The sequence below is a fragment of the Paenibacillus sp. FSL R5-0378 genome (assembly GCF_038009285.1).
GTDB classification, from domain to species: domain Bacteria; phylum Bacillota; class Bacilli; order Paenibacillales; family Paenibacillaceae; genus Paenibacillus_AQ; species Paenibacillus_AQ favisporus.
Map to the genome: position 1 here is coordinate 4,509,862 of NZ_JBBPAY010000001.1, position 21,490 is coordinate 4,531,351.

Genomic DNA, 21,490 nt, shown 5'->3' on the forward strand with positions numbered 1-21,490 from the left:
CATGAATCCGGAAACGACGGACAGCCTGAATAAGAACCTGAAGCTGAAGCAGCTGGAGAACGCCGCGAAGCATACCTTTTGGGATTTTATCGGATGCGAACTGATTGAACTTAAAGGCGATCAGGTCGTGGTAGCCTTTGATATTTTGCCCCATCATCTCAATCTCATCGGGATCGTGCACGGCGGCATGCATGCTTCAGCCATCGACTCCGCCATGGGCATACTCATTATGCTGGCCAGGCCGGAAGCCAATGTGGTTACTGTGAATTTGAACATGAACTACGTGGCTTCCACGGGTGAAGGGCGTGTCATTGTGACGGCCGAGATCATCCACAGCTCGCGCAAGCTGATAACAGCCCAGGCCTATGCCCGCAAAGAGAACGGGGATCTGCTCGCCTTCGGCACCGGCACCTTCAGGGTGCTGGAAAGGCATGTCCCTGAAGCGCAAACAGATAGCGATAAAAGGGGGACGATGGATGAGCGTGGTACAAGAACTTGAAGCGATGGCCGGAAAAATGAACGAACAGCCGGGGGCGCTGGACGGGCTGCACGCCTCCTACCATTTTCATATTAAAGATACAGGGAAACATTTGCAGGTATATTTCCATGACGGAACCGTGCGGGTTGTGGAGGACGCTTCGGACGACGCCGACTGCACGCTGACCATGTCTGAGAGCCATCTTCGGAAACTGCTCCGGAACGACTTGAACACGACGATGGCGTATATGACCGGATCGCTCCGGATCGACGGCCGTCTTGGCCTGGCTCTGAAGCTTCAGGAAATTCTGAAGCAGTATCAGGTTTGAATACCTGGTTTACGACATCGATGAATGCAAAAATATAGGCTGCCTTATGCAGAGCAGCCTATTTGTGCTGTTATTTTGGATATAAGAAAGGATAAGCTTCGGAGATTGGGCTTCCTTATATCGCAAGAAAAACTTCCGCTAAATGCGGTCTGGCTTCTTGGAAGGTGCGCCGATAGACGTTTTTTCTTATTTCCCTTTCCGGGTTAATTTGGCGAGAGCATCCCATTGTTCCTCGGTGACGGAGCGGAGCTCATTGAATTCGCCCGCCCCCTGCAGCCATTCTCCACCGTCAATGGTGACCACTTCCCCATTGATATATCCCGCATAATCAGAAACCAGGTAGGCAGCCAAGTTCGCCAGCTCCTCTTTATTCCCGACCCGGCGCAAAGGGACCCGATCGATCATCTGCTGCTCCAGCTCCGGCGTAGGAGAGAGGCGGGACCATGCGCCTTCGGTTGGAAAGGGGCCGGGGGCGATCGCCACCTGGCGAATCCCGTAACGTGCCCATTCTACCGCGAGGGAACGGGTCAGTGCCAGAACGCCGGCTTTGGCCGCAGCGGATGGAACGACAAAAGCCGATCCGGTTGAAGCATAAGTCGTCACGATATTGAGCATGGTGCCTCCCTGGCCGCGTTCGATCCAGCGTTTGCCGATCTCCAGGGTCGCATAGAACGTGCCGTGCAGTACGATGTTCAGCACCGCGTCTACGGCTCGAGGGGACAACCTTTCGGTGGGACTGATGAAATTGCCGGCGGCATTGTTGACGAGAATGTCAATCCGGCCGAAATGCCGTTCAACGGCATCCGCCAACTCCGCAATCTGTGCCGGTTCCCGAACGTCGCAAGGAGCATAGAATATTTTGTAACCGCTATCATTAAATTGTTCGGCGGTCTGCTTCAGCACTTCTTCCCGGCGCCCTGCGATCGCCAGTTTGGCACCAAGCCGCACGAACTTTTCACCCATGGCCCGGCCCAGACCCGTTGCTCCCCCGGTAATCAACACCACTTTGTCCTGTAACAAGTTCTGCGCAAAAGGTTCCATTTCCGATTCCTCCCAAAATATATGCTGGAAACGAATTCATACTGCTTAACTTCCACTATATCGGAACGGGAAAGCGGTGTATAGAGCAGCCTTTGCTATGTGGGGAAGGGGACTGATTCGATGTTATAAGTTTCATCCACCATTGGCGTACGTGCGCTTGTTCACTGAAGGTTTATCCAGGTACAGGGGACATCGCGGTACCCGGCGGGATGATAAAATTCGGGCAGAAAAACCGCGAAAAAATGCTGAAACCCCTTTTATCGTTCACATTTTTGTCACATGTGGTTCTAAGCGAACGTTCGCCATAATAAGAAGAAGTAAACGCTTCAAACTAACATTCCTCAGCTTGTACCCTTCCTCCTAGCCCTTTTTCCCGTTGCGATGTCAAGGTCATTCACACATTATGTAAAGGAAGTGAAGAGACTTATGGCAATTAAGCAGGGGCATGCCCAAAGACATGCCCGAAACCCGCGAGCTGTTCGTCACGTCGGAATTTGTCTGATCCTTACAGTCGTTCTTTCGGTGTTTGGAATTCCTCCTTTGCCTGTCTTTGCTGCGCCTCTCATCGCGATAGACCAGCCTTCAGGCCCGTTGGGGCCGGGTATGTCCCGGATTTCCGGAACGTTTTCAGGAGTGTATGACGTGGAGCTCGCCGTAGGCGGCGATTCGCTCGTCAGTGCCCACATGGATGATCCGGAAGCGGACGGCAGCGGAAGCTGGTATGCCGACGTCGACTTCTCCAAGTACGACGGTCCGGTAGAACTGGCGGCTAGGGGAAAAGACAGTGTGACCCGCTATGTGGCCTGGTCTCCCTATATGTCGGTGGAGGTAGATAATCCGGGCGCCGCGCTCCCGCAAGTGCAGATTACAAGCCCAGGCGAAACGAGCCCCGTGATGGGGAGTGTCAATGTCCTCATTCAAGCAGGGGGCAAAAATCCGGTCAGCAAAGTACAAATCCGGATTAACGGCGGAGAGTGGAAGGATGCGCCTCCCAAAGGATCAGGATACCAATACAAGTGGAAGACAGCGGCTTATGCCGGACGGGTCAATAGTCTTGAAGCGAAAGCCGTGGATTCAAACGGAAATACAGGTTATAGCAGCGCAAAATATGTGAAGGTTGCGAACGTATACAGCCAAGCAATGCTGCAGGAGGACCAGCAGGAGCAAGAGGGCTGGACAGAGCAGGATACCCAGAATGATCAAGATGTTCAAACAGATCAAAATATCCAACAGAATGCCGAAGCGGAACTGAATGTCCAGAAAGACCAGGTTGCTCAAATCGATCAAGATGCCCAAGCGCTGCAAAATAACGAAACAGCACAGGATGACTCAACAGCACAGGATGACTCAACAGTACAGGATGCCTCAACAGTACAGGATGCCTCAACAGTACAGGATGTCTCAACGGCACAGGATGCTTCAGCGGTACAAGATAACTTAACAGAGCAAGAGGTACCTCAAGCACAAGATGCCCCAACAGCTCAAGATGTCACCAAGGCACAAGATGAGCTGACGGCCTCTCCCGCGGAAGATACAGTTAATGAAGTGAACTCGGATGCGGAGATCCCTACGAATGCAGATCCTGGCGCCGAGCAGGTTGAAGCAGCATCCAGTCCGACGACCGTTACCCAGCAGGTGTACGGCCAGGATCGGGCCATGTGGATCTGGGAAAATGAATCGTACCCTCTGATCATGAACCCAGGTTCCCGTAATGTGCTGGATGCTATGGCATCCGACACGTCGACGTTCGGGCAGAGACCGATCAGGACGCTGTACCTGGCGGTCGGATCCTATTTCGGCATGCGAATGCTGGAGGACAAACGGCCGGAGGTCAGGGATTTCGTCGGCTGGGCTCATGATAAAGGCTACCAGGTGCAGGCTTTGATCGCCGGCGGTACGACGCCGCCCTATTTCGGGGCCTATGCCCGGTACCGGACCCAGGCGGTGGCCGAGTTCGAAGGTATCCTGAATTACAATTTATCCTCGGATCCAAGGGAGAGATTCGACGGTGTAAACATTGATACGGAGCCTTACAGCCTCGGTGATTTTAAAAGTGCCAAACCTTCGGTTCAGGTACAGTACCTTGACATGCTCAAGGCATTGATGGACCGCAAGCAGGCTTCCGGCCTGGACCTGCAGGTCGGAGCCGCCATCCCGCGCTGGTTCGACACATCGGTGGACGCCAGCAGCATCTCGTGGAACGGCTCGGTCAAATGGATGTCCCAGCACGTTCAGGATACGCTTGATTACATTTCGATTATGGACTACCGGGATCAGGCGGACGGCAGTGCAGGGATCATTGAACAAGCACGCGGAGAAATCGACTATGCGAATCAGATCGGCAAACCGAATTCGGTCGTCATTGGCGTGGAAACGATCGATGTCGCCGACGGTGGGGATCCGGAGGCCATCAGCTTCTATGAGGAAGGCCGCACGTACATGGAGTCGGAGCTGAACAAAGTGTACGCCGCTTTCGAAGGAAATCCTGCCTTTGGAGGGATCGCGCTCCACCATTACGGTAACCTGAGAATATTCCCGTCTGCATGGGGACCGGGAGGCGTGTTCTGGCAGCCGCCGCAGGACAGCGAGCCGCCTTCAGCCGTCACGGGCACGCCGCAGGCGACAGCCTTTGATTATCAGCGGGTCGATATCACCTACGGGCCGGCGTCCGACAATGCCACCGTGAAAGAGTACCACATTTATCGCGGCACGGATGCGCAGTTTGAACCGGATCCAGCCCACCTGGCCGGTATATCCAACAAACTGAATTTCCGCGACGTCGGGCTGCTGCCGGATACGACATATGTCTATAAGATAACGGCCGTCGATTCCTCCGGTAATGAAGGGCCTACAAGCCAGCCGTTCTCCGCAACGACGGGTCCTACCGATCTGAAGCCGATGATCGTAGGGCAAATGCAGGTCACATACGACGGGACCAAGGCGACCGTTTCCCTGCAGGTCGTCGACAAAGAGACGGGAGCCGGGCTTCAGGCAACGGTTTACGGCCGGTTTACCTCTATGGGCGGAAAATATGTCGGTGGCGCCACTACAGCGACAGGTACGTACACCGCTTCATCCGAAGCGATCAATGCGGCTGCGGGTAAAGCCGGCTTTGCCGCCCGCAGAATCCTGGCGCCCGGGTACTACTGGGCACAAGCTTATGATTCCCCCGACGGCCGATTCACGGAGTGGGGAGGATGATGCCGAGCTCGCACTGGTAACGAGACAATATGATCCAGATGGTTGGTTAAACGAAAGGGCGCAGAGTTTGTTCTGCGTCCTTTTTTCGCATCATTCGAAGTCCCTTTTCAATAAAGGAAATAGAAACTCACTGATTTCGCTACAAATATTGAGCGTACGAGAAATCACTTAAAAAGCTAAAAAATCACGCTTAGGCAAGGAATCTCACGTTCTGTGGCGAAGGAGTAAGAAGGAAGAATGCATCCTAAAACTACATAAAAGGTGTGACTCAACTTTGACGAGACCGAATGTGATTGTGATTTATTGTGACGATTTGGGATACGGTGACTTGGGCTGCTACGGCTCCGATGCCATTCGTACGCCGCACTTGGATGCGCTTGCACAAGATGGAGCGCGTTTTACCAACTGGTACTCGAACTCGCCGGTTTGTTCACCGTCCCGGGCGGCCTTGCTGACGGGAAAGTATCCCGCAAAAACAGGTGTCAGCCATATTTTAGGCGGAAAGAGGGGAACGGGCGGATTAAAGGCCGACGCCAAAACCCTTGCACAGCGTCTCAAAGAACATGGCTACCGAACGGCTTTATTCGGGAAATGGCATCTTGGATCGGCAGAGGACACCAAGCCCAATGCCAAAGGATTTGATGAATATTTCGGCTTCCAGGCCGGTTGCGTGGACTATTATTCCCACATTTTTTACTGGGGAATGCCGAGTGTGAATCCCGTGCACGATTTATGGAGCAACGGCGAAGAGGTTTGGCGGGACGGCGAGTATCTGACGCATCTGATCACCGACAAATCCGTCGAGTTTATCGAGGCAAGCCGGGCTGCCGACAAGCCGTTTTTCCTGTATGCCGCTTATAATGCGCCTCATTACCCGATGCATGCGCCGGAAAAATACATGAAACGCTACAGTCACCTCCCAAGGGACCGTCAGCTGATGGCGGCCATGATCTCGGCTGTTGATGACGGAGTCGGCGATATTGTGGCAGCGCTTAAACGGGTGGGGGCGTACGAAAACACCATTATTTTCTTCTCGAGCGACAATGGACCGTCTTCGGAGTCGCGCAATTACCTGGACGGAACGGAGGATGTGTACTATGGCGGAAGTGCAGGAATCTTCCGCGGGCATAAGGGCAGCTTGTTCGAAGGCGGGATCCGGGAACCGGCCATCCTCGTCTATCCATCCATCATCGCTCCCGGACAGACGAAGGATGACGTCGGCATGATGGCTGATATCGTGCCGACCGTGTTGGATCTTGCTGGTCTCCCCGTCCCCGCGGCGGAAGAGATCGACGGAAGCAGCATCGTGCCGATGCTGACGCAAGGGGCCGGCACTCCACATCAGCAAGTATTCTGGGAGTACGGCAGCCAACTCGCAGTTCGGGAGGGCAAATGGAAGCTTGTGCTTGGCGGCAAGCTCGACTTTGACCGCACCCAGCCGGACGACGTTCATTTGTCGGATTTGGAGGCGGACCCGGGCGAGCGGGTCAATCTGAAGGACGAGTTCCCGGAGATTGCGCAGCGATTGGAAAAAGATGTCCGGCAATGGTATGCCACGCTTCTGTAGTTCTTCCTTGGGGTAATGAAACGTGAAGGATGCTCCTGTGACAAAGTTCTCATTGTATTCAGACTTGAGATAAGAAATAATAGAAGGCTGGAGCTGTCAGCTAGCAATGCCAGTTCATTAGATCCAAATCATAAAAGGAGTTGATCGTATGCCAACGATTCAAGTAGAAGGCAGAGAAGCCATTAGAGCCGAGGAAGGGCAGAAGCTCGTCCTGGCCCTGGAGGACAACGGGGTGGATATTTTGCACCGCTGCGGAGGAAATGCCAGATGCACGACCTGCCGGGTGGAAGTGTTGGAAGGCGATGCTGGCCCTGTCGGAGAAGCCGAAGCAGCTATTCTTACCACCAAAGGAATTTACGAGCCGAATGTCCGTCTGTCCTGCCAAATTCGGGTACATAACGACTTGACGGTCAAACCTTTGATGACGGTATCTGATTCCGGGATGGATCCTGGTAAAAGACCAGTAGACTAAGGTAATCGGGTCGAAACAGCCACAAAATAAAACGGCTTTCTTTCCGCCAGATTTCGGGAAGAAAGCCGTTTTTTCGTTATTTTAACAGCCAGAGCGCCGGAACGTTCGGCGGTTCCCAGCCTGTCAGCGAGGTATGGGCCTGCCGGCATTCATAGGTCGCTCCGTTATAGGTAACGAGCGTGCCTGGTGTGTAGGCAACATTGGGTGCCCATGCCGCTGCGGATGAGGACGAAGCCGTCTTAGCGGTTACCGCATTGCTGGCAGCCGATTCATTTCCCGCCGCATCCACGGCGCGGACGGTAAACGTATAAGACGTGTCGGCCGCGAGTCCGCTGGCCGTGTAGGTCAGCGTTGTGCCGGATACGGTGCCTGCCAGCGTGCTTCCATTGTAGACCCGGTAGCCGGTTACGCCAACGTTATCCGTCGAAGCCGCCCATTTCAATTTAACCGTTCCCGATGTTGGTGTACCGTCAACCTGCAGACCGGTTGGAGCGGAAGGTGCCTGGGTGTCCGGTGGATTTGTGCCGGATGTGGTGAATGTTACGGCACTGCTGGCATCCGAAGTGTTACCCGCAGCGTCTACGGCCCGAACCGTAAACGTATAAGATGTATTGGGCAAAAGTCCGGTGACCTGATAACTTAAGGCAGAACCTCCTGTTGTTGCGACAAGCGTGCTGGCGTTATAGACCTTGTAGCTCGTTACACCGACATTATCGCTCGAAGCCCCCCAGGTCAGTGTTGCTCCTGTTGACGTAATGGCAGATGCCTTCAAGCTGGATGGCGCCGAGGGTGCCGTGGTATCCGGAGTGCCGCTGCCGCCGCCGAAGTCCACATCAATGACATTGTAGAAGGCGTTGGCGGTGTCCGCGATTTCCCAAACGGCGAGGATCACCTGATATCCGGTGCGGCTGGGGACATTACAGGTGCTGGTATAGGTTGCTCCAGGCTGCACACCGTTATAATTTTCCGAACAGAATGGCGTCAGGTCAAAAGAATCTCTTGTGAGCGGCGCATTGGGATTCCAGTTCTGCTTCGTGATATAATATTTCCAACTGGTCGTCGCGTGTCTAGCTGTCAAAGTCCAACTGAAGGTATGTGTGCCTGGAGAGAGGTTAACCTTGCTCCAGCGGGTCTGAGATTGTTCATCCAGCGTTGGAAAAGCTCCATTGGCGCTGGCGATTTTACCGTCTGCCGGGCCTGCGGCAGGAAAGCCTTTTGGAGCTTCCAAGCTTTGAGGCTCATAGACAATCGGGCCGCAATTGGTGTTGGCACCTGTTTTGCATAAGTAAGCGCGGCTGCCGGGGGACTGGACATAACCATGCGCGGAAGCACGCTCCACGATCATCAACGTGCACAGCAGCGTGATCAAAGCTAAACTGCCTGCGAACAGCCATTTAAGCACTCCATGCTGTCGTAACCGAATCGTAGTCATCCAAATTTCCTCCTCTAATCCGAATATGAAAACAACATGTCTCATTCTGGCTGCAGATACCGCTTTGGCCGTCCCACCCCCTTATTAAAAAATTACATTCAACTTGCTTCGCCAGGGCCAACCTTGTTATCGGTCAGCTTTCGGAATGTTGGTTATATAAACTCGGCAAGCGAGCTTATATCGGAACATGGGTGTCGATTTTGAATCAATAAAATACATAAAAAATCAATATTTAGTAATAATTAGTATCGTTTAACACAACGATAAACCAATTAAGCCTCCCCCTCAATAATAAAAAACAACGATTTAGGTAGTGTTTGAGTGAATCCATTCATAAAAAATTGCGAAATGCGGAAACCTAATCAAGTCCGCAATGTAATCATCTCCGAACTCATGTGCCTAATTATTCTGAAACCTATATTGTTAATGGGAGGCCGCACAACAACATGTCCAATGTGTTAATGATCAAAGCGAATGACCGTCCGTTAGAGCAATCGGTTACGGTTCAAATGTACGAAACGTTCGTCAAAACGTACCGGGACACCCATCCGGATGACGTGGTTACCGAGCTGGATTTGTTCGCCTTGAACCTGCCGAATTATGGGAACACGGCACTTACCGCTCTCTTCAAGCGCAGCCAGGGACAGGAATTGACGCCAGAGGAGACGAAAATCGCCGATTTGGTACGCGTTCATATCGAACAATTTCTCGCCTCCGACAAGGTGGTCATCGCGTTCCCCCTCTGGAACTACGCTGCGCCTGCCCCGCTGATTACGTATCTGTCCTATTTGGCTCAAGCCGGAACCATGTTCCGATATACACCCGAAGGCCCCGTCGGTCTAGCCGGGGGGCGTAAAGTGGTTCTGCTGAATGCCCGGGGCGGCATTTACTCCACTGAGGCCATGGCTCCTTTTGAAGGGGCAATCCGGTTCGTGAAATCCAACTTGATGCTGTGGGGAATTACGCCGGAAGAAATCATTATCGAGGGACATAACCAGATGCCTGCCGAAGCCAAGGACATTATTCAAAAGGGACTGGATCAAACAGCAAAGTACGCTGTAACGTTTTAAACGAGTATAAAGAAAGCATTTCGGCTGTACGGCAGTCGGAATGCTTTTTTGTATTTTCTTCGGCAAAGGTTAAGGCAACCCACATTTTTCATAAAAAAAATGAGTTGACAGAAAGCGCATTTCATCGACTATAATATGTAGACCGTTCGTTATAATTTCGAAAGGAGGTCATAAGCGCGATGACGGAAAAGCCCAATTCCCGTGAATCCATCGTGGAAACAGCAACGCGTCTTTTTGCCAAACAGGGCTATCACGGAACGGGATTAAACCAAATTATCAAGGAAAGCCATTGCCCAAAAGGCTCACTGTATTATTATTTCCCAGAGGGCAAGGAGGAACTTGCCCAAGAATGCATTTTACGGATTAAAAGCGCGGTATCCGACAAGTGGGAAGAGGCTTTTAACCGGTTCGACGATCCGTCTCAGGCCATTCAGCATTGTATCGATGTGATTGCGGCCGATGCCAAAGCCACCAATTTCGAAGGGTTTATCCCGCTCAGCTTCTGGAATGCGGTAGAAACCTCCTGCATCAGCAACTCCCTGAGGGATGCTTGTCAAGGCGTGCTTCAGGAGTGGGAGAGAGTCTTGACCACACGGCTGCAGGATGCCGGGGTAGAGCTGTCCCGTTCACAGGAAGCCGCGACAGTCATCCTTTCATTGCTCGAAGGATCGCTGCTGATCGCCCAGACGAACAAGGATACGGGACCTATATTCCTTGCATCCAAATATGTTGGCATATTGCTGGACCGCCTTTTGTCCAAAAATACATCGGATGAAGCGCATAAAGAAAAATAAGGCCGAATGAATAGAGAGATTACAAATATCAGAGAAAATAGATAGAGACATATAAAGAGAGATAAGAGAGACATTGGACATATGACAGGAGGATGGGATTGTGGAAGCAGCCGTACAGCATACGCAAGCTCAAATGCAAACGGAGAAAAAATTTAAAGTTTTACCGATCATGATTTCACTGCTCATTGCCGGATTTATCGGCATGTTCAGTGAAACGGCGCTGAATATCGCGCTTAGTGATTTGATGCAGGTCATGCATATCACGCCTTCGACAGCGCAATGGCTGACGACCGGATACCTGCTGACCTTGGGCATTCTGGTCCCGGTGTCGGGATTGCTGCTGCAGTGGTTTACCACAAGGCAGCTATTTATTACAGCGCTCAGCTTTTCGATTGTCGGGACCCTGATAGCAGCGCTTGCGCCATCGTTTGAATTTTTGATGGTGGCCCGCGTTGTGCAGGCGATCGGAACCGGCATTATGCTGCCGCTGATGTTTAATACGATTTTGGTCATTTTTCCGCCGGAGAAGCGGGGAGGCGCGATGGGAATCATCGGGCTGGTCATCATGTTTGCGCCGGCGGTCGGACCGACGATCGCGGGTCTGTTAATCGAGAACCTCAGCTGGCACTGGATTTTCTGGCTGTCGCTGCCGTTTTTGATTCTGGCTCTGGTATTCGGCATTGCGTTTATGCAAAATGTGTCCAGCATCACCAAGCCGAAGATCGACCTGCTGTCCATCGCGCTGTCCACCATCGGATTCGGCGGCATCGTGTTTGGCTTCAGCAGCGCCGGTGAAGGGAGCGGTGGCTGGACGAGCACCAAAGTAATCTTGTCGCTAGTTATTGGTGTGGTCGGCCTCTTGCTGTTCGGATGGCGTCAGCTGTCGATGAAGCAGCCGATGATTAATCTGCGCGCTTTTAGATATCCGATGTTTTCCGTTGGCGTAGTGATGATCTTCATCAGCATGATGATCATTCTGTCGTCAATGCTGGTACTGCCGCTGTTCCTTCAAGGTGGTTTTGGCAAATCGGCGTTTTATGCCGGCCTGCTCATGCTGCCGGGGGGAATCATCAACGGGATCATGTCGCCGATCATGGGGCGCCTCTTTGACAAATACGGACCCAAATGGCTCGTGTTCCCCGGATTTCTGGTGGCTGCCGCATCCCTGTGGTTCTTCTCGGGCGTAACGGCCGCTTCAGCGGCGTTCCTCGTGATCGTGCTTCATACCTGCCTGATGATCGGCATTTCGATGGTTATGATGCCGGCACAGACGAACGGGCTGAATCAGCTGCCGCGTGAATACTACCCGGACGGCACAGCCATCATGAACACGCTGCAGCAGGTAGCCGGTGCTATTGGCACAGCGCTTGCTGTCAGCGTGATGTCGGCAGGCCAGGAGCATTACGCTGAGGCGCACCCCGGCGGCAATCCGCTTGACGCATTAACTTCAGGAGTTTCAAATGCGTTTATGTTCGGAATGATTATCGCAGTCATCGGATTTGTGATTGCACTGTTCATCAAGCGTGTACCCGTAAATCATCAGAAATGACAATAGAGAACGAAGCCTGGTATCGGTTGATACCGGGCTTTGTTTATATTTGAGGAATTGCTAAGCTTTAGCGGGCTGTCGTCAGAAAAATTGTCGCCCCAAGCTTCCTGGTATATAATGGGGTTCCAGTGGAGGTCCAATCGACGTTCATTGACAGATCTGCCTGAATCGATAGTCCATTCATGAGGTGATACACTTGAAGCAAACACCGCCCAAGCTCCCGCTGACCCCCGAGGAACGCGCCCATTTAAGAGCCTTCAAAGTGAAACTGAACGATATTGCCACCCTCGATACCGCACAGTTATCGCAAATGCTGGAAATCACCCGCGAACGCGCCAGCATGCTAAAGGGGCTGGCCATGTTTCAATCCGTGCCCTCGATTGGCCCGAAAGTGGCCGCAAGGGTGGTTGGCATGGGATACTACTCGCTGGATGAGATTAAAGACCTGGACGGTGCGGACTTCATAGACAGGATGGAGGTGCACCTCGGATACTGGGAGGATCCTTGCCTGGAGGATGCTCTTCGCTGTCTGGTGCATCATGCCAACCATCCGGGCAGTGAGCGGGAATGGCCTGATTTTACCGAAGAAAGGAAAAAATACCGGGAGCAATTCGGATATCCGGCAACAAGGCCAGCAGCAGCCTGGTACGAGCACCGGGGGAATGAGGCAGCCCGGAACAAGTAAGGGGGAATAGGTTTGATTCAGCAAAAGGTACATCAGAAAGTAAACGATATCGAGGAAATAGAGCTGGAACTGACCCGGTTTAACGCAGGGCGGGCGCTTTCCTCGCAAGACAAACGTCTGGAAGAAATTCGAATCGGCAGTGCCCGTCTGCTAATCGAAGCTACCGGTCCGGATTCGCTCTATTACAATCGGGTGAAAGGATTCGGAATCGCGGATCTGGAGCATTTGGACCAAATTGTCAGTGAATACGAGCAAAGAAATGCCCGTCCTTGTTTTGATATGGCACCAACCCGGCTGAACGAGCAGGTTGCGCTGGCATTGCACCGCAAGGGATTTCTGCCCACAGATCAGCTGGCATTTTTAGAGGCCGAGCCGGCTGAGGCTGCAGCAGTGCATCCGGATATTACCATTGAACCGGTGGACGAAGGCAATGTCGACGTTTTGCTGGAGGCCGTCAGTGATCTGATGGGAGGCGTCCCAGCTGATATTTTGGCGAGAAAAAAACGGTACTTTACCCTCCCAGAATTTCGGAATTACCTCGCCTATTCGGATGGCCAGCTGGCCGGGATCGGATCAATGTTCATCCATGCGGGAAAAGGCTATTTGGCCAACGATTATACCTTGCCCGCGTTTAGGGGCAGGGGATGCCAGACGACGCTGATCCGCCATCGGTTGTCGGAGGCGAAGCGGACTGGCCTGTCGACGGTGTACACGGATGTGGTGTTCGGCTCTTCAAGTCATAACCATATGCTGGTCCAAGGGTTTAAGCATGTGTATACCAATTCCTTTTGGGTCAGAGACCAGTAAAAAACACTCCCTGCGGGGAGTGTTTTTTTGCCTACTCCTTGTACTGGCTTATGCTGTCTTGCAGCAGCTGAAGCACCAAATCCCTCAGCCGGGGCGGTGATACAACCTGAACATCCGGGCCAAAACGGAGCAGCCTCCGGGCTGTAAACGGGAACTCTTCAAGCGGAACCGGGCCGCTCCACTGTCCGTCCGCAGCCGTATGCAAAATCGGATCGTCTTTGGCAAGCCGCATACCAAAAGGGGTAAACCGCAGCACCACCTCGACTTTGTCCCGATCATCGGTTGACTGCATCCACTCAGCTAAAGATGGCACTTCCGGATCGTTCGCACCGGTTTTCTCCACATGCTGGATCCGGTCCACGCGAAAAAGAAGCGTCTTCTCCGGATTTCGCGCAGGCATATACCAATAGCCATTCTCAAAATAAATGCCATAGGGGTACACGTTGTGCTCCTTAGACCCTTTGGCGGACTTATACACGATGCGGACTTCCTGCTTGGCGATCGAAGCTTCTAAAATCTCAGTCGTCCAAGGTGCAGGTTCATGCAGCTGCATCATTCGGAAAGAAATATGGCTGCGCATCTGATCGATGTTCGTCTGTACGTCGGAAGGCAGGGACCCGTAATATTGCACGGCCAAGTGGGAGCGGATCGCGTCAAAAGGGAAATCGGGCACCTTCTCCAGCATTTCGAGCATCAGAAACAAGCCGAGCGCCTCGGTTCGGGTCAGCTGCAGCGGCGGCAGAATTCGGTTCTCCAGCGCGCGGTATCCGCCATGAGCCCCTTGTTCGCTGTACAGCGGAAAACCGATTTGCTGAAGGTAATCCAGGTCGCGCTGGATGGTCCGGACCGAGACGTTAAAACGCTCGGCCAATTCGCGGGCCGTAAACTTCTTCCGTGAGTCGATGATCCGCATCATGGCTAATCTCCGCTCATTCATGATATCCTCCTAATCACGTCAATTTATGTCGTAGTTACATTGTAACATATGACAGAAGGGAGCGATAAAAACATGAAAAGCTCGAAAGTAGTGCTGTATCTCGCGGTTAGTCTGGACGGATATATTGCGCGATCTGACGGATCGGTGGACTGGCTGTTTGACGTTAAAGGCGCTAGGTTATACGCCAGCGATCTTGAATTACGATTTGAATTCGGCATTCACCGGATCCGTTATTAGCTTCTTTGCGGAAGACGCAGCAAACCAAGTTTTCTTCCATTGGCCTTTTGCCGCCAACACCACCAGCACACTGGCTACGGCCACACCGCTCAGAATCAGAAACCCGGGCGTGTACGACCCGGTAGACTCGTACAATCCGCCGAGCACAAGCGGCAGCAGATAACCGCCGAACCCGCCGGCAGCGCCGACGATGCCTGTAACAATGCCGATCTCATCACGAAAACGCTGGGGCACAAGCTGGAAGACCGAGCCGTTGCCGGCACCCAGGCACATCATTCCGGCAAAAAGAAGGATGGAGATCACGTACAGCGGCGGCAGCGAGGAGACGCAGGCGAGCATGATGGCTGCCCCGGTATACAAGATGAGCAGCATGCGGACGCCTCCGATCCGATCGGACAAATACCCGCCCACCGGACGGAAGAGGCTCCCCGCGATGACGCATACGGTCGTAAAATCAGCGGCATGCACAGCCGAAAGATTATATTGCGTATGAAAAAAGATCGTCAGGTAATTGGTCAGACCGACAAAGCCGCCGAACGTAACACAGTACAGCCAGCAAAATAGCCAGGTATCCTTTTGCTTTAACACCGAGCCGTACTCGGACAATTTTTTGGGGGCAGGCTGGTTGGGGCTGTCTTTGGCAAAAATGCTGAAGAATATAAACACGATGACGATCGGGATCAAGGCGATGCCGAATACGGCTTCCCATCCGCCAAAATGCTGTGCCAGCCGGTTCGCGAACAGCGTGCTCAGCACCGTGCCGCTGTTCCCGGCTCCGGCGATGCCCATCGCCAGTCCTTGATACTGCGGCGGATACCAGCGGCTGGCGAGCGGAAGCGCAGCCGAGAACGAAGCTCCGGCAATGCCGAGCAGCAGGGCGATGACGTGCAGCTCGCCGAGCGAGTCTACGAACCGCCAGCCCCAGATCAGCGGCACCATCGTCAGCAGCATTCCGAGCTGTCCGGTGCGCTTCGGCCCGATATAATCGGTCAGGAAACCGAGGACCAGCCTCAGTACCGAACCGCCCAGCACCGGCAGCGCGACCAGGTTCGCTTTTTGAGACGCGGTCATCGGATAATCTTCCATCATAATGACGCTCAGCGGCCCGAGGAGCACCCAAATCATAAAGCTGATGTCAAAATAGAAAAATGCGCTGAATAAAGACGGTTTATGCCCACTTTTCCAAAACGTCGTTCCTTCTTTCATCTCCATCTCCTCCATATCTTTTATCGCATACGATACAAAAAGCCGCAGATTGCCCATAAGCGGACAACCAGCGGCCTCATTGCCATGGGAAGTATTCTTCCCGGATGAAAGATCACGTCTTTGTGATTTCGAAATGAATTATAGTGGAATGTAAAATGCGTGTCAATAAACTATACATAAATTTTGTTATCGAGACATGAATCATCGTGATTTTGGTGAATATTAGAATGTTGTGTAATATATGTTGACATATATTTCATTTTCGATTATGCTCAGTTCAAATCCATTATCCGGTACAACGGTGTACCTGTTGGCTAATTGGCAATGACGCCCGTTCTCTTGATCTCCAAGGGACGGGTTTTTTTATTTTTAGGCCTGGCCTACACAGTTTTTTAGCGGAGGTGACTGCAATGGGGAAGCCCAGGCTTGTCGTAGTCGGCAACGGGATGGCAGGGATGAGATGCGTGGAGCATATATGCGATTTTGCGCCCGACCGGTATGAAATCACTGTGTTCGGAAATGAGCCCCATCCCAATTACAACCGGATTATGCTGTCAAAAGTGCTCCAAGGCGGAACAAATGTAGATGATATTACGATCCATGATTGGGCTTGGTATACAGAACGGGGGATTTCCCTGTATACAGGAGAAACTGTACTTCGCGTCGATCCCGGCCAGCAGCGGATCTACACGGCATCCGGGCGTGTGGAGCCTTATGACCGGCTCATTATTGCGACCGGCTCCTCGGCCTTTATGCCCAAAATCCCAGGCATTCATAAGCCGGGAGTGACGGCTTTCCGGAATATCGCAGATTGTGAGCGGATGATGGAAGCTTCTCGAACGTATAAGCATGCAGCCGTAATCGGTGGAGGACTGCTCGGATTGGAAGCGGCAAGGGGACTGCTAAACCTCGGCATGGAGGTCGATGTCATCCATAACGCTTTGTATCTGATGAACCGGCAGCTGGATGCCTCCGCAGCGGAGATGCTGAAGCGGGAGCTGACCCAGCAGGGGATGCGTTTTCTGGTTGAAAAACGAACGGAGCGTATTCTCGGCAGAAAACGTGCGGAAGGCCTGCAGTTCTCTGACGGCAGCCGGCTTGGGGCTGACTTGATCGTTCTGGCTGTGGGCATTCGTCCGAACATTTCCGTAGCGGAAGCCAGCGGCATTCGCACAAACCGGGCGATTGTCGTGGATGATTATATGCAGACGAGTGCCGACCATGTATATGCCATTGGGGAATGCGCGGAGCACCGCGGCATTGTTTACGGCCTGGTAGCCCCGTTATATGAGCAGGCCCGCGTGCTCGCCATGCATTTATGCGGGCGGCACACGGAGCCCTATCCGGGATCAATCCCTTATGCACAGCTTAAGGTGTCAGGCGTCGAGGTATTTTCCGCCGGGCTGATCCAGGGTGGAGATTGCGAAACGGCGCTGCAGCACTTCGACGGCGTGAAAGGGACCTATAAGAAGGTGACGATGAAAAACGGCAGGATAGCCGGAGCTGTGCTCTTTGGTGACACTTCGGAAGGGACGGAGCTGTTGGGCTATTTAAAGCGGCGGGCGCCGGTGTCCGCCTTGAAGGCTCAGCCTGCCGGGGGGAATTCTTCACTGGCCAAAACGGCCGAAGCTATGGGGGATCAGGACACGGTTTGCAATTGCAACAGTGTCACAAAAGCTGCCATTATGGAAGCCGCCGGTCTGGACGGGGCACAAACCGTGGACCAGATCCGGGAGCGGACCAAGGCGTCCGGTTCCTGCGGAGGCTGCAAGCCGATGGTGGCCGCGATTCTGGAGCTGGCGAAGTCCTCAGGAGGGAAGAAGGCGGCTCCGGCCGCTGCTCCGGTGCCGATCTGCGGCTGCACGGACATGGACCGCGCAGCGATCCGGGCCGCGCTGAGTCCGGGCAGCGATGCAAGCGTCCAAGCAGCCATGCTGCGTCTGGGCTGGAAGCGCCCGGAAGGCTGCCCGGTATGCCGATCGGCCGCCGCCTATTATCTCGGCATCCATCGCTCCGCCGACGGCGGAGAGCCCATGATCCGTGTGTCGGCAAGCTCAGCCGTCTCACCAGGAATTCCGCATTCGGAGGCCGGGCGGATCGCGCTCGAACTGGAGCGAAGAAGTACAGGATGGTTCATGCCGGCACGGGTAGGCATCGCGGTGTCTGCGGGTCCGCGCGACCCGGCGGGCATCCTTGTACATGATCTCGGGATCGGTGCATCCCCGGCCGGATGGGAATTGTACGCCGGCGGACATATGGAGCATCCGGTCAAGCCGGCTCAACTGGTCGGTGTCCTGCCCAATGCCGGGGACATCATCGACATGGCTCTCGGCTGCCTTGCGCTGTACCGGGATTCCGCCTATTATCGGGAACCGGTGTGGGAGTGGCTGGAAAGATACGGGCTTCATCGTTTACGGGAGAAGCTGCTCGATCCCGATGAGCGCGAATCGCTGCTCGAAACGATAAGCATCACTCAATCCACAGGAATCGACGCACAATCCGACATACACTCTGAAGAAAGGACGGTGGGCATATGACCTTGACGATGAATACGCAATGCCCTTTTTGCAGCGTGCAGTGCAAAATGACCGTAGAGATTGCACCCGGGGAGGCCAGGCAGCGATCGGGTTTTCAGGCGACGGGAGTCCCCAATGCCGCGTCCGAGGGGCGGCTGTGCGTGAAAGGGATGAACGCACACCAGCATGCTTCAAGCCGGGACCGCCTCCTGGATCCACTGGTACGGAAGAACGGAGAATTGGTCCGCGCCTCTTGGGAAGAAGCATTGGACACCGTCGCAGCGCGGTTCTCGGCCATTCAGGAGGCGTACGGCCGCGATGCCGTCGGTGTATATGGCGGCGGTTCTTTGACGAATGAAACGGCGTATGCACTTGGCAAATTTGCGAGAGTGGCCCTCCGAAGCCGGTACATCGACTATAATGGGAGATTTTGCATGTCGGCTGCGGCATCAGCCGGAGTGAAGACATTCGGGATCGACCGGGGGCTGACCAATCAGCTGTCGGAAATCCCGCTGGCCGAATGCATTATCCTCGCCGGCACGAACATCGCGGAGTGCCAGCCGACCCTCATGCCTTATTTTATCCGGGCGAAAGAGAATGGAGCATTCATCATCGTCATTGATCCCCGGGCAACCGCGACGGCGGAGCTGGCGGATCTGCATCTCCAGGTGAAGCCGGGAACCGACAGCGCTTTGGTGAGCGGTATGCTGAAGGTCATCTTGGACGAAAATTTGATCGACTCGGCATTTATTCAGAGCCGCACAAAGGATTTTGACCAGCTCAAGGCTGATTTGCTCCGAATTGATTTGGAAGGGATTGCCGAGTTAACAGGCGTAAGCGTTGAGCAGATAAGAACCGCTGCCGTGACTTACGCCAAAGCGGGCACCGGCATGGTGTTTACTGCGCGCGGCGTGGAGCAGCATGCCGATGGGCATATGGCGGTCCGGAATTTTCTGAATATGGTTCTGGCCACCGGGAAAATCGGCAGGGAAGGCTGCGGCTACGGTGCTGTTACTGGCCAGGGGAACGGCCAGGGCGGCCGAGAGCATGGACAGAAGGCGGATCAGCTGCCCGGCTACCGTTCGATCGAAAATGAAAACGACCGCGCGTTCGTGGCAAAGGTTTGGGGAATTCCGCCCGAAGAGCTCCCTGGAAAAGGGGTATCCGCCTATGAAATGATGGAGCTCGTACACCAGGAACAGATCAAAGCGTTATTCGTCATGGGCTCGAATCCGGTTGTTTCCAATCCCCATGCTTCACTGGTGGAGGAGGGTATCCGGAAGCTTGATTTTCTGGTCGTCGCCGATATGTTTCTGTCCGAAACGGCAAGATACGCGGACGTTGTGCTGCCGGTCACTTCCTATATGGAAAACGAAGGGACACTGACGAATCTGGAAGGCCGCGTGCTGCTGAGGGAAGCAGCCAGACCGGCGCCGGGCGAGACGCGCCATGATTGGCAAATCTTGTGCTCGGTTGCGGAAAAGCTCGGCAGAGGGGCTTATTTTCCGTTTAAGGATGCAGAAGAAATTTTTAATGAGCTGAGAAAAGCCAGTCAGGGCGGGATTGCCGACTACTTCGGGATCACTTACGAACGCCTGCGGCGGGAAGAAGGCATTTACTGGCCGTGCCCGTCAACCGACCACCCGGGGACAGGGCGGTTATTTGAACGTTCTTTCGCTCACTCCGACGGACTTGCCCGGTTTCAGACGGTACCTGTTGCTTCACAGGGCGAGGAAACGGACGGCGAATATCCGCTCATCATGACCAACGGCAGGGTGCTTCCGCATTATTTGACGGGCGTTCAAACCCGGCGCAGCCCGGTGCTCGCCGCAAAGTTCGTAGAGAGCTTCATGGAAATTCATCCCATGACCGCGCGTAAGCACCGGATTGAAGACGGAGCGCTCGTACGCGTCAGTTCCAAACGGGGGACGGTTACCGTACGCAGCCGGTATTCTGACAAAATTCGTGAGGATACCGTATTTATACCGATGCATTGGGGAGACGCTCAGAATGTGAATTTGGCCACCAATCCGGAGCTTGATCCATACTGCAAAATGCCTGATTTTAAAGTCAGTGCTGTCCGGGTTCGGCCGCTTGCCGAAGAATGGCCAGAGGATGAAGGGGAGATCATCTAGAAAAAATACACGGCATATCTGAGTTCAGCTTTAGGTTTATTTTCAAATTGGTCTGCTCCAAACCGCTGTGGATTGGCCCTTATTCCCGTCAATGACTCATGCTACAATAGCCGTGTCATGGAATTTACGATGCATGAAAGGGGAGAGGGCGCATGAATATTTTGATCGCAGGCGCTTCCGGAGCTGTCGGCCGTATGCTGGTGCCGCGGCTGGTCCAGGCCGGCCATACGGTAACAGGTACGACTCATCGGCCGGAAAACATACAAGTCATTGAATCATTGGGAGCTAAAGCCCTCGTCGCGGATGCATTTGACCGGGATGCTACTTTTGCAGCAGTCCGCGAAGCAAGCCCGGAAGTCGTCATCCACCAGCTGACATCCCTCGGCAGCCGGGTTTTCGCGGAAAACTCCCGCATTCGGGTGGAAGGAACCCGTCATTTGGTCGATGCCGCCCGCGAAGCCGGCGTGAAACGAATCATTGTCCAGAGCATTGCGTGGGCTTATCAGCCGGGGAATGGTCCGGCGACAGAAAATGTACCTCTGGATGTCGAATCTGCGGATCCTTCCCGTAAACGTTCCGTGGATGCCGTTGCTGCACTTGAGGAGACCGCAGCGGAAATTCCGGAGCATGTCATTCTTCGCTACGGGTTGTTTTATGGTCCCGGAACATGGTATACGAGCGGCGGGTATATGGCCGAAGAGATGCGTGAGGGACGAATGTCTGCCAATGAAGGAGTTTCCTCATTCGTACATGTGGAGGACGCCGCCCATGCCGCATTCCAAGCGCTGGATTGGCCGTCCGGTGCTTATAATATTGTGGATGACGAGCCGGCACGGGGCAGCGATTGGCTCCCGATTTTTGCGGAGTCGGTCGGTGTTTCCCTGCTGCACACAACTGTATGTGAGGGGCAGCCTTGGGAACGTGGTGCGGCAAATGCCAAAGCCCGCGGACTGGGATGGAAACCGCTGTACCCCTCGTGGCGTACCGGTTTCGGAGGGAATCATTAAAGCTGACGAAATATACGAATGCACCGCT

General features: G+C 53.8%; 17 protein-coding genes and 1 pseudogene. 14 read left to right on the forward strand and 4 right to left on the reverse strand.

Annotation, left to right across the window (positions count from 1 at the left end):
* Nucleotide 1: 1 nt before the first annotated feature.
* On the forward strand, nt 2-499 hold the full coding sequence (locus MKY74_RS20880) for a PaaI family thioesterase (protein ID WP_076165399.1): 498 nt from the start codon (nt 2-4) through the stop codon (nt 497-499).
* Nucleotides 477-806, forward strand: coding sequence for an SCP2 sterol-binding domain-containing protein (locus MKY74_RS20885; RefSeq protein ID WP_076165396.1), 330 nt, complete (start codon nt 477-479; stop codon nt 804-806). The genes MKY74_RS20880 and MKY74_RS20885 overlap by 23 nt, the downstream gene beginning before the upstream one ends.
* Before the next feature lie 186 nt (nt 807-992).
* On the opposite strand, the gene MKY74_RS20890 is transcribed toward MKY74_RS20885, so the two are convergent.
* Nucleotides 993-1,847, reverse strand: coding sequence for an SDR family oxidoreductase (locus MKY74_RS20890; protein ID WP_076165393.1), 855 nt, complete (start codon nt 1,845-1,847; stop codon nt 993-995).
* A 642-nt stretch (nt 1,848-2,489) separates the two neighbouring features.
* Here MKY74_RS20890 and MKY74_RS20895 point away from each other — a divergent pair.
* From MKY74_RS20895 to MKY74_RS20905, 3 genes are all read left to right on the forward strand, one after another.
* Nucleotides 2,490-5,048, forward strand: a complete 2,559-nt coding sequence (locus MKY74_RS20895) for an Ig-like domain-containing protein (RefSeq protein WP_144025331.1) — start codon at nt 2,490-2,492, stop codon at nt 5,046-5,048.
* A gap of 274 nt (nt 5,049-5,322) precedes the next feature.
* Nucleotides 5,323-6,615 (forward strand): sulfatase family protein, encoded by a 1,293-nt coding sequence (locus tag MKY74_RS20900; protein WP_076165389.1) that lies wholly within the window; start codon nt 5,323-5,325, stop codon nt 6,613-6,615.
* Between the two features lie 148 nt (nt 6,616-6,763).
* Nucleotides 6,764-7,087, forward strand: coding sequence for a 2Fe-2S iron-sulfur cluster-binding protein (locus tag MKY74_RS20905; RefSeq protein WP_076165387.1), 324 nt, complete (start codon nt 6,764-6,766; stop codon nt 7,085-7,087).
* A 76-nt stretch (nt 7,088-7,163) separates the two neighbouring features.
* Here the strand turns inward: MKY74_RS20905 and MKY74_RS20910 are convergent, their stop codons facing one another.
* A complete protein-coding gene (locus MKY74_RS20910) occupies nt 7,164-8,519 on the reverse strand; it encodes a lytic polysaccharide monooxygenase (RefSeq protein ID WP_076165385.1) in 1,356 nt (451 codons plus the stop codon).
* A gap of 446 nt (nt 8,520-8,965) precedes the next feature.
* Here MKY74_RS20910 and MKY74_RS20915 point away from each other — a divergent pair, with 446 nt between their 5' ends.
* From MKY74_RS20915 to MKY74_RS20935, 5 genes are all read left to right on the forward strand, one after another.
* The gene (locus tag MKY74_RS20915; RefSeq protein WP_076165383.1) at nt 8,966-9,589 is read left to right on the forward strand and encodes an FMN-dependent NADH-azoreductase; all 624 of its coding nucleotides are present in this window, start codon (nt 8,966-8,968) and stop codon (nt 9,587-9,589) included.
* Between the two features lie 179 nt (nt 9,590-9,768).
* Nucleotides 9,769-10,383, forward strand: a complete 615-nt coding sequence (locus tag MKY74_RS20920; RefSeq protein ID WP_076165381.1) for a TetR/AcrR family transcriptional regulator — start codon at nt 9,769-9,771, stop codon at nt 10,381-10,383.
* Nucleotides 10,384-10,516: 133 nt separating this feature from the next.
* Nucleotides 10,517-11,932 (forward strand): DHA2 family efflux MFS transporter permease subunit, encoded by a 1,416-nt coding sequence (locus MKY74_RS20925; RefSeq protein WP_076169290.1) that lies wholly within the window; start codon nt 10,517-10,519, stop codon nt 11,930-11,932.
* 187 nt (nt 11,933-12,119) lie between these two features.
* Nucleotides 12,120-12,617, forward strand: coding sequence for a helix-hairpin-helix domain-containing protein (locus tag MKY74_RS20930; RefSeq protein WP_341012849.1), 498 nt, complete (start codon nt 12,120-12,122; stop codon nt 12,615-12,617).
* Between the two features lie 12 nt (nt 12,618-12,629).
* Nucleotides 12,630-13,424: a GNAT family N-acetyltransferase gene (locus tag MKY74_RS20935; RefSeq protein WP_076165377.1), complete on the forward strand. Its 795-nt coding sequence runs from the start codon at nt 12,630-12,632 to the stop codon at nt 13,422-13,424.
* Between the two features lie 31 nt (nt 13,425-13,455).
* Here MKY74_RS20935 and MKY74_RS20940 read toward each other — a convergent pair whose 3' ends face one another.
* Nucleotides 13,456-14,361, reverse strand: a complete 906-nt coding sequence (locus MKY74_RS20940; RefSeq protein WP_076165374.1) for a helix-turn-helix transcriptional regulator — start codon at nt 14,359-14,361, stop codon at nt 13,456-13,458.
* Between the two features lie 48 nt (nt 14,362-14,409).
* Between MKY74_RS20940 and MKY74_RS20945 the strand changes: the two are divergent.
* Nucleotides 14,410-14,532 (forward strand): annotated as a pseudogene (locus MKY74_RS20945) (dihydrofolate reductase); the annotation flags it as partial.
* 27 nt (nt 14,533-14,559) lie between these two features.
* Here the strand turns inward: MKY74_RS20945 and MKY74_RS20950 are convergent.
* On the reverse strand, nt 14,560-15,804 hold the full coding sequence (locus MKY74_RS20950; RefSeq protein WP_076169287.1) for a nitrate/nitrite transporter: 1,245 nt from the start codon (nt 15,802-15,804) through the stop codon (nt 14,560-14,562).
* Nucleotides 15,805-16,214: 410 nt separating this feature from the next.
* Here MKY74_RS20950 and nirB point away from each other — a divergent pair, with 410 nt between their 5' ends.
* The 3 genes from nirB (at nt 16,215) to MKY74_RS20965 (ending at nt 21,462) form a co-directional block, all read left to right on the forward strand.
* Complete coding sequence (gene nirB / locus MKY74_RS20955; RefSeq protein ID WP_076165369.1) at nt 16,215-18,341, forward strand: nitrite reductase large subunit NirB; 2,127 nt, start codon at nt 16,215-16,217, stop codon at nt 18,339-18,341.
* Complete coding sequence (nasC, locus tag MKY74_RS20960; RefSeq protein WP_244169144.1) at nt 18,338-20,455, forward strand: assimilatory nitrate reductase catalytic subunit NasC; 2,118 nt, start codon at nt 18,338-18,340, stop codon at nt 20,453-20,455. Before nirB ends, nasC begins: the two co-directional genes overlap by 4 nt.
* Before the next feature lie 152 nt (nt 20,456-20,607).
* The gene (locus MKY74_RS20965) at nt 20,608-21,462 is read left to right on the forward strand and encodes an NAD-dependent epimerase/dehydratase family protein (RefSeq protein ID WP_076165367.1); all 855 of its coding nucleotides are present in this window, start codon (nt 20,608-20,610) and stop codon (nt 21,460-21,462) included.
* Nucleotides 21,463-21,490 lie beyond the last annotated feature (28 nt).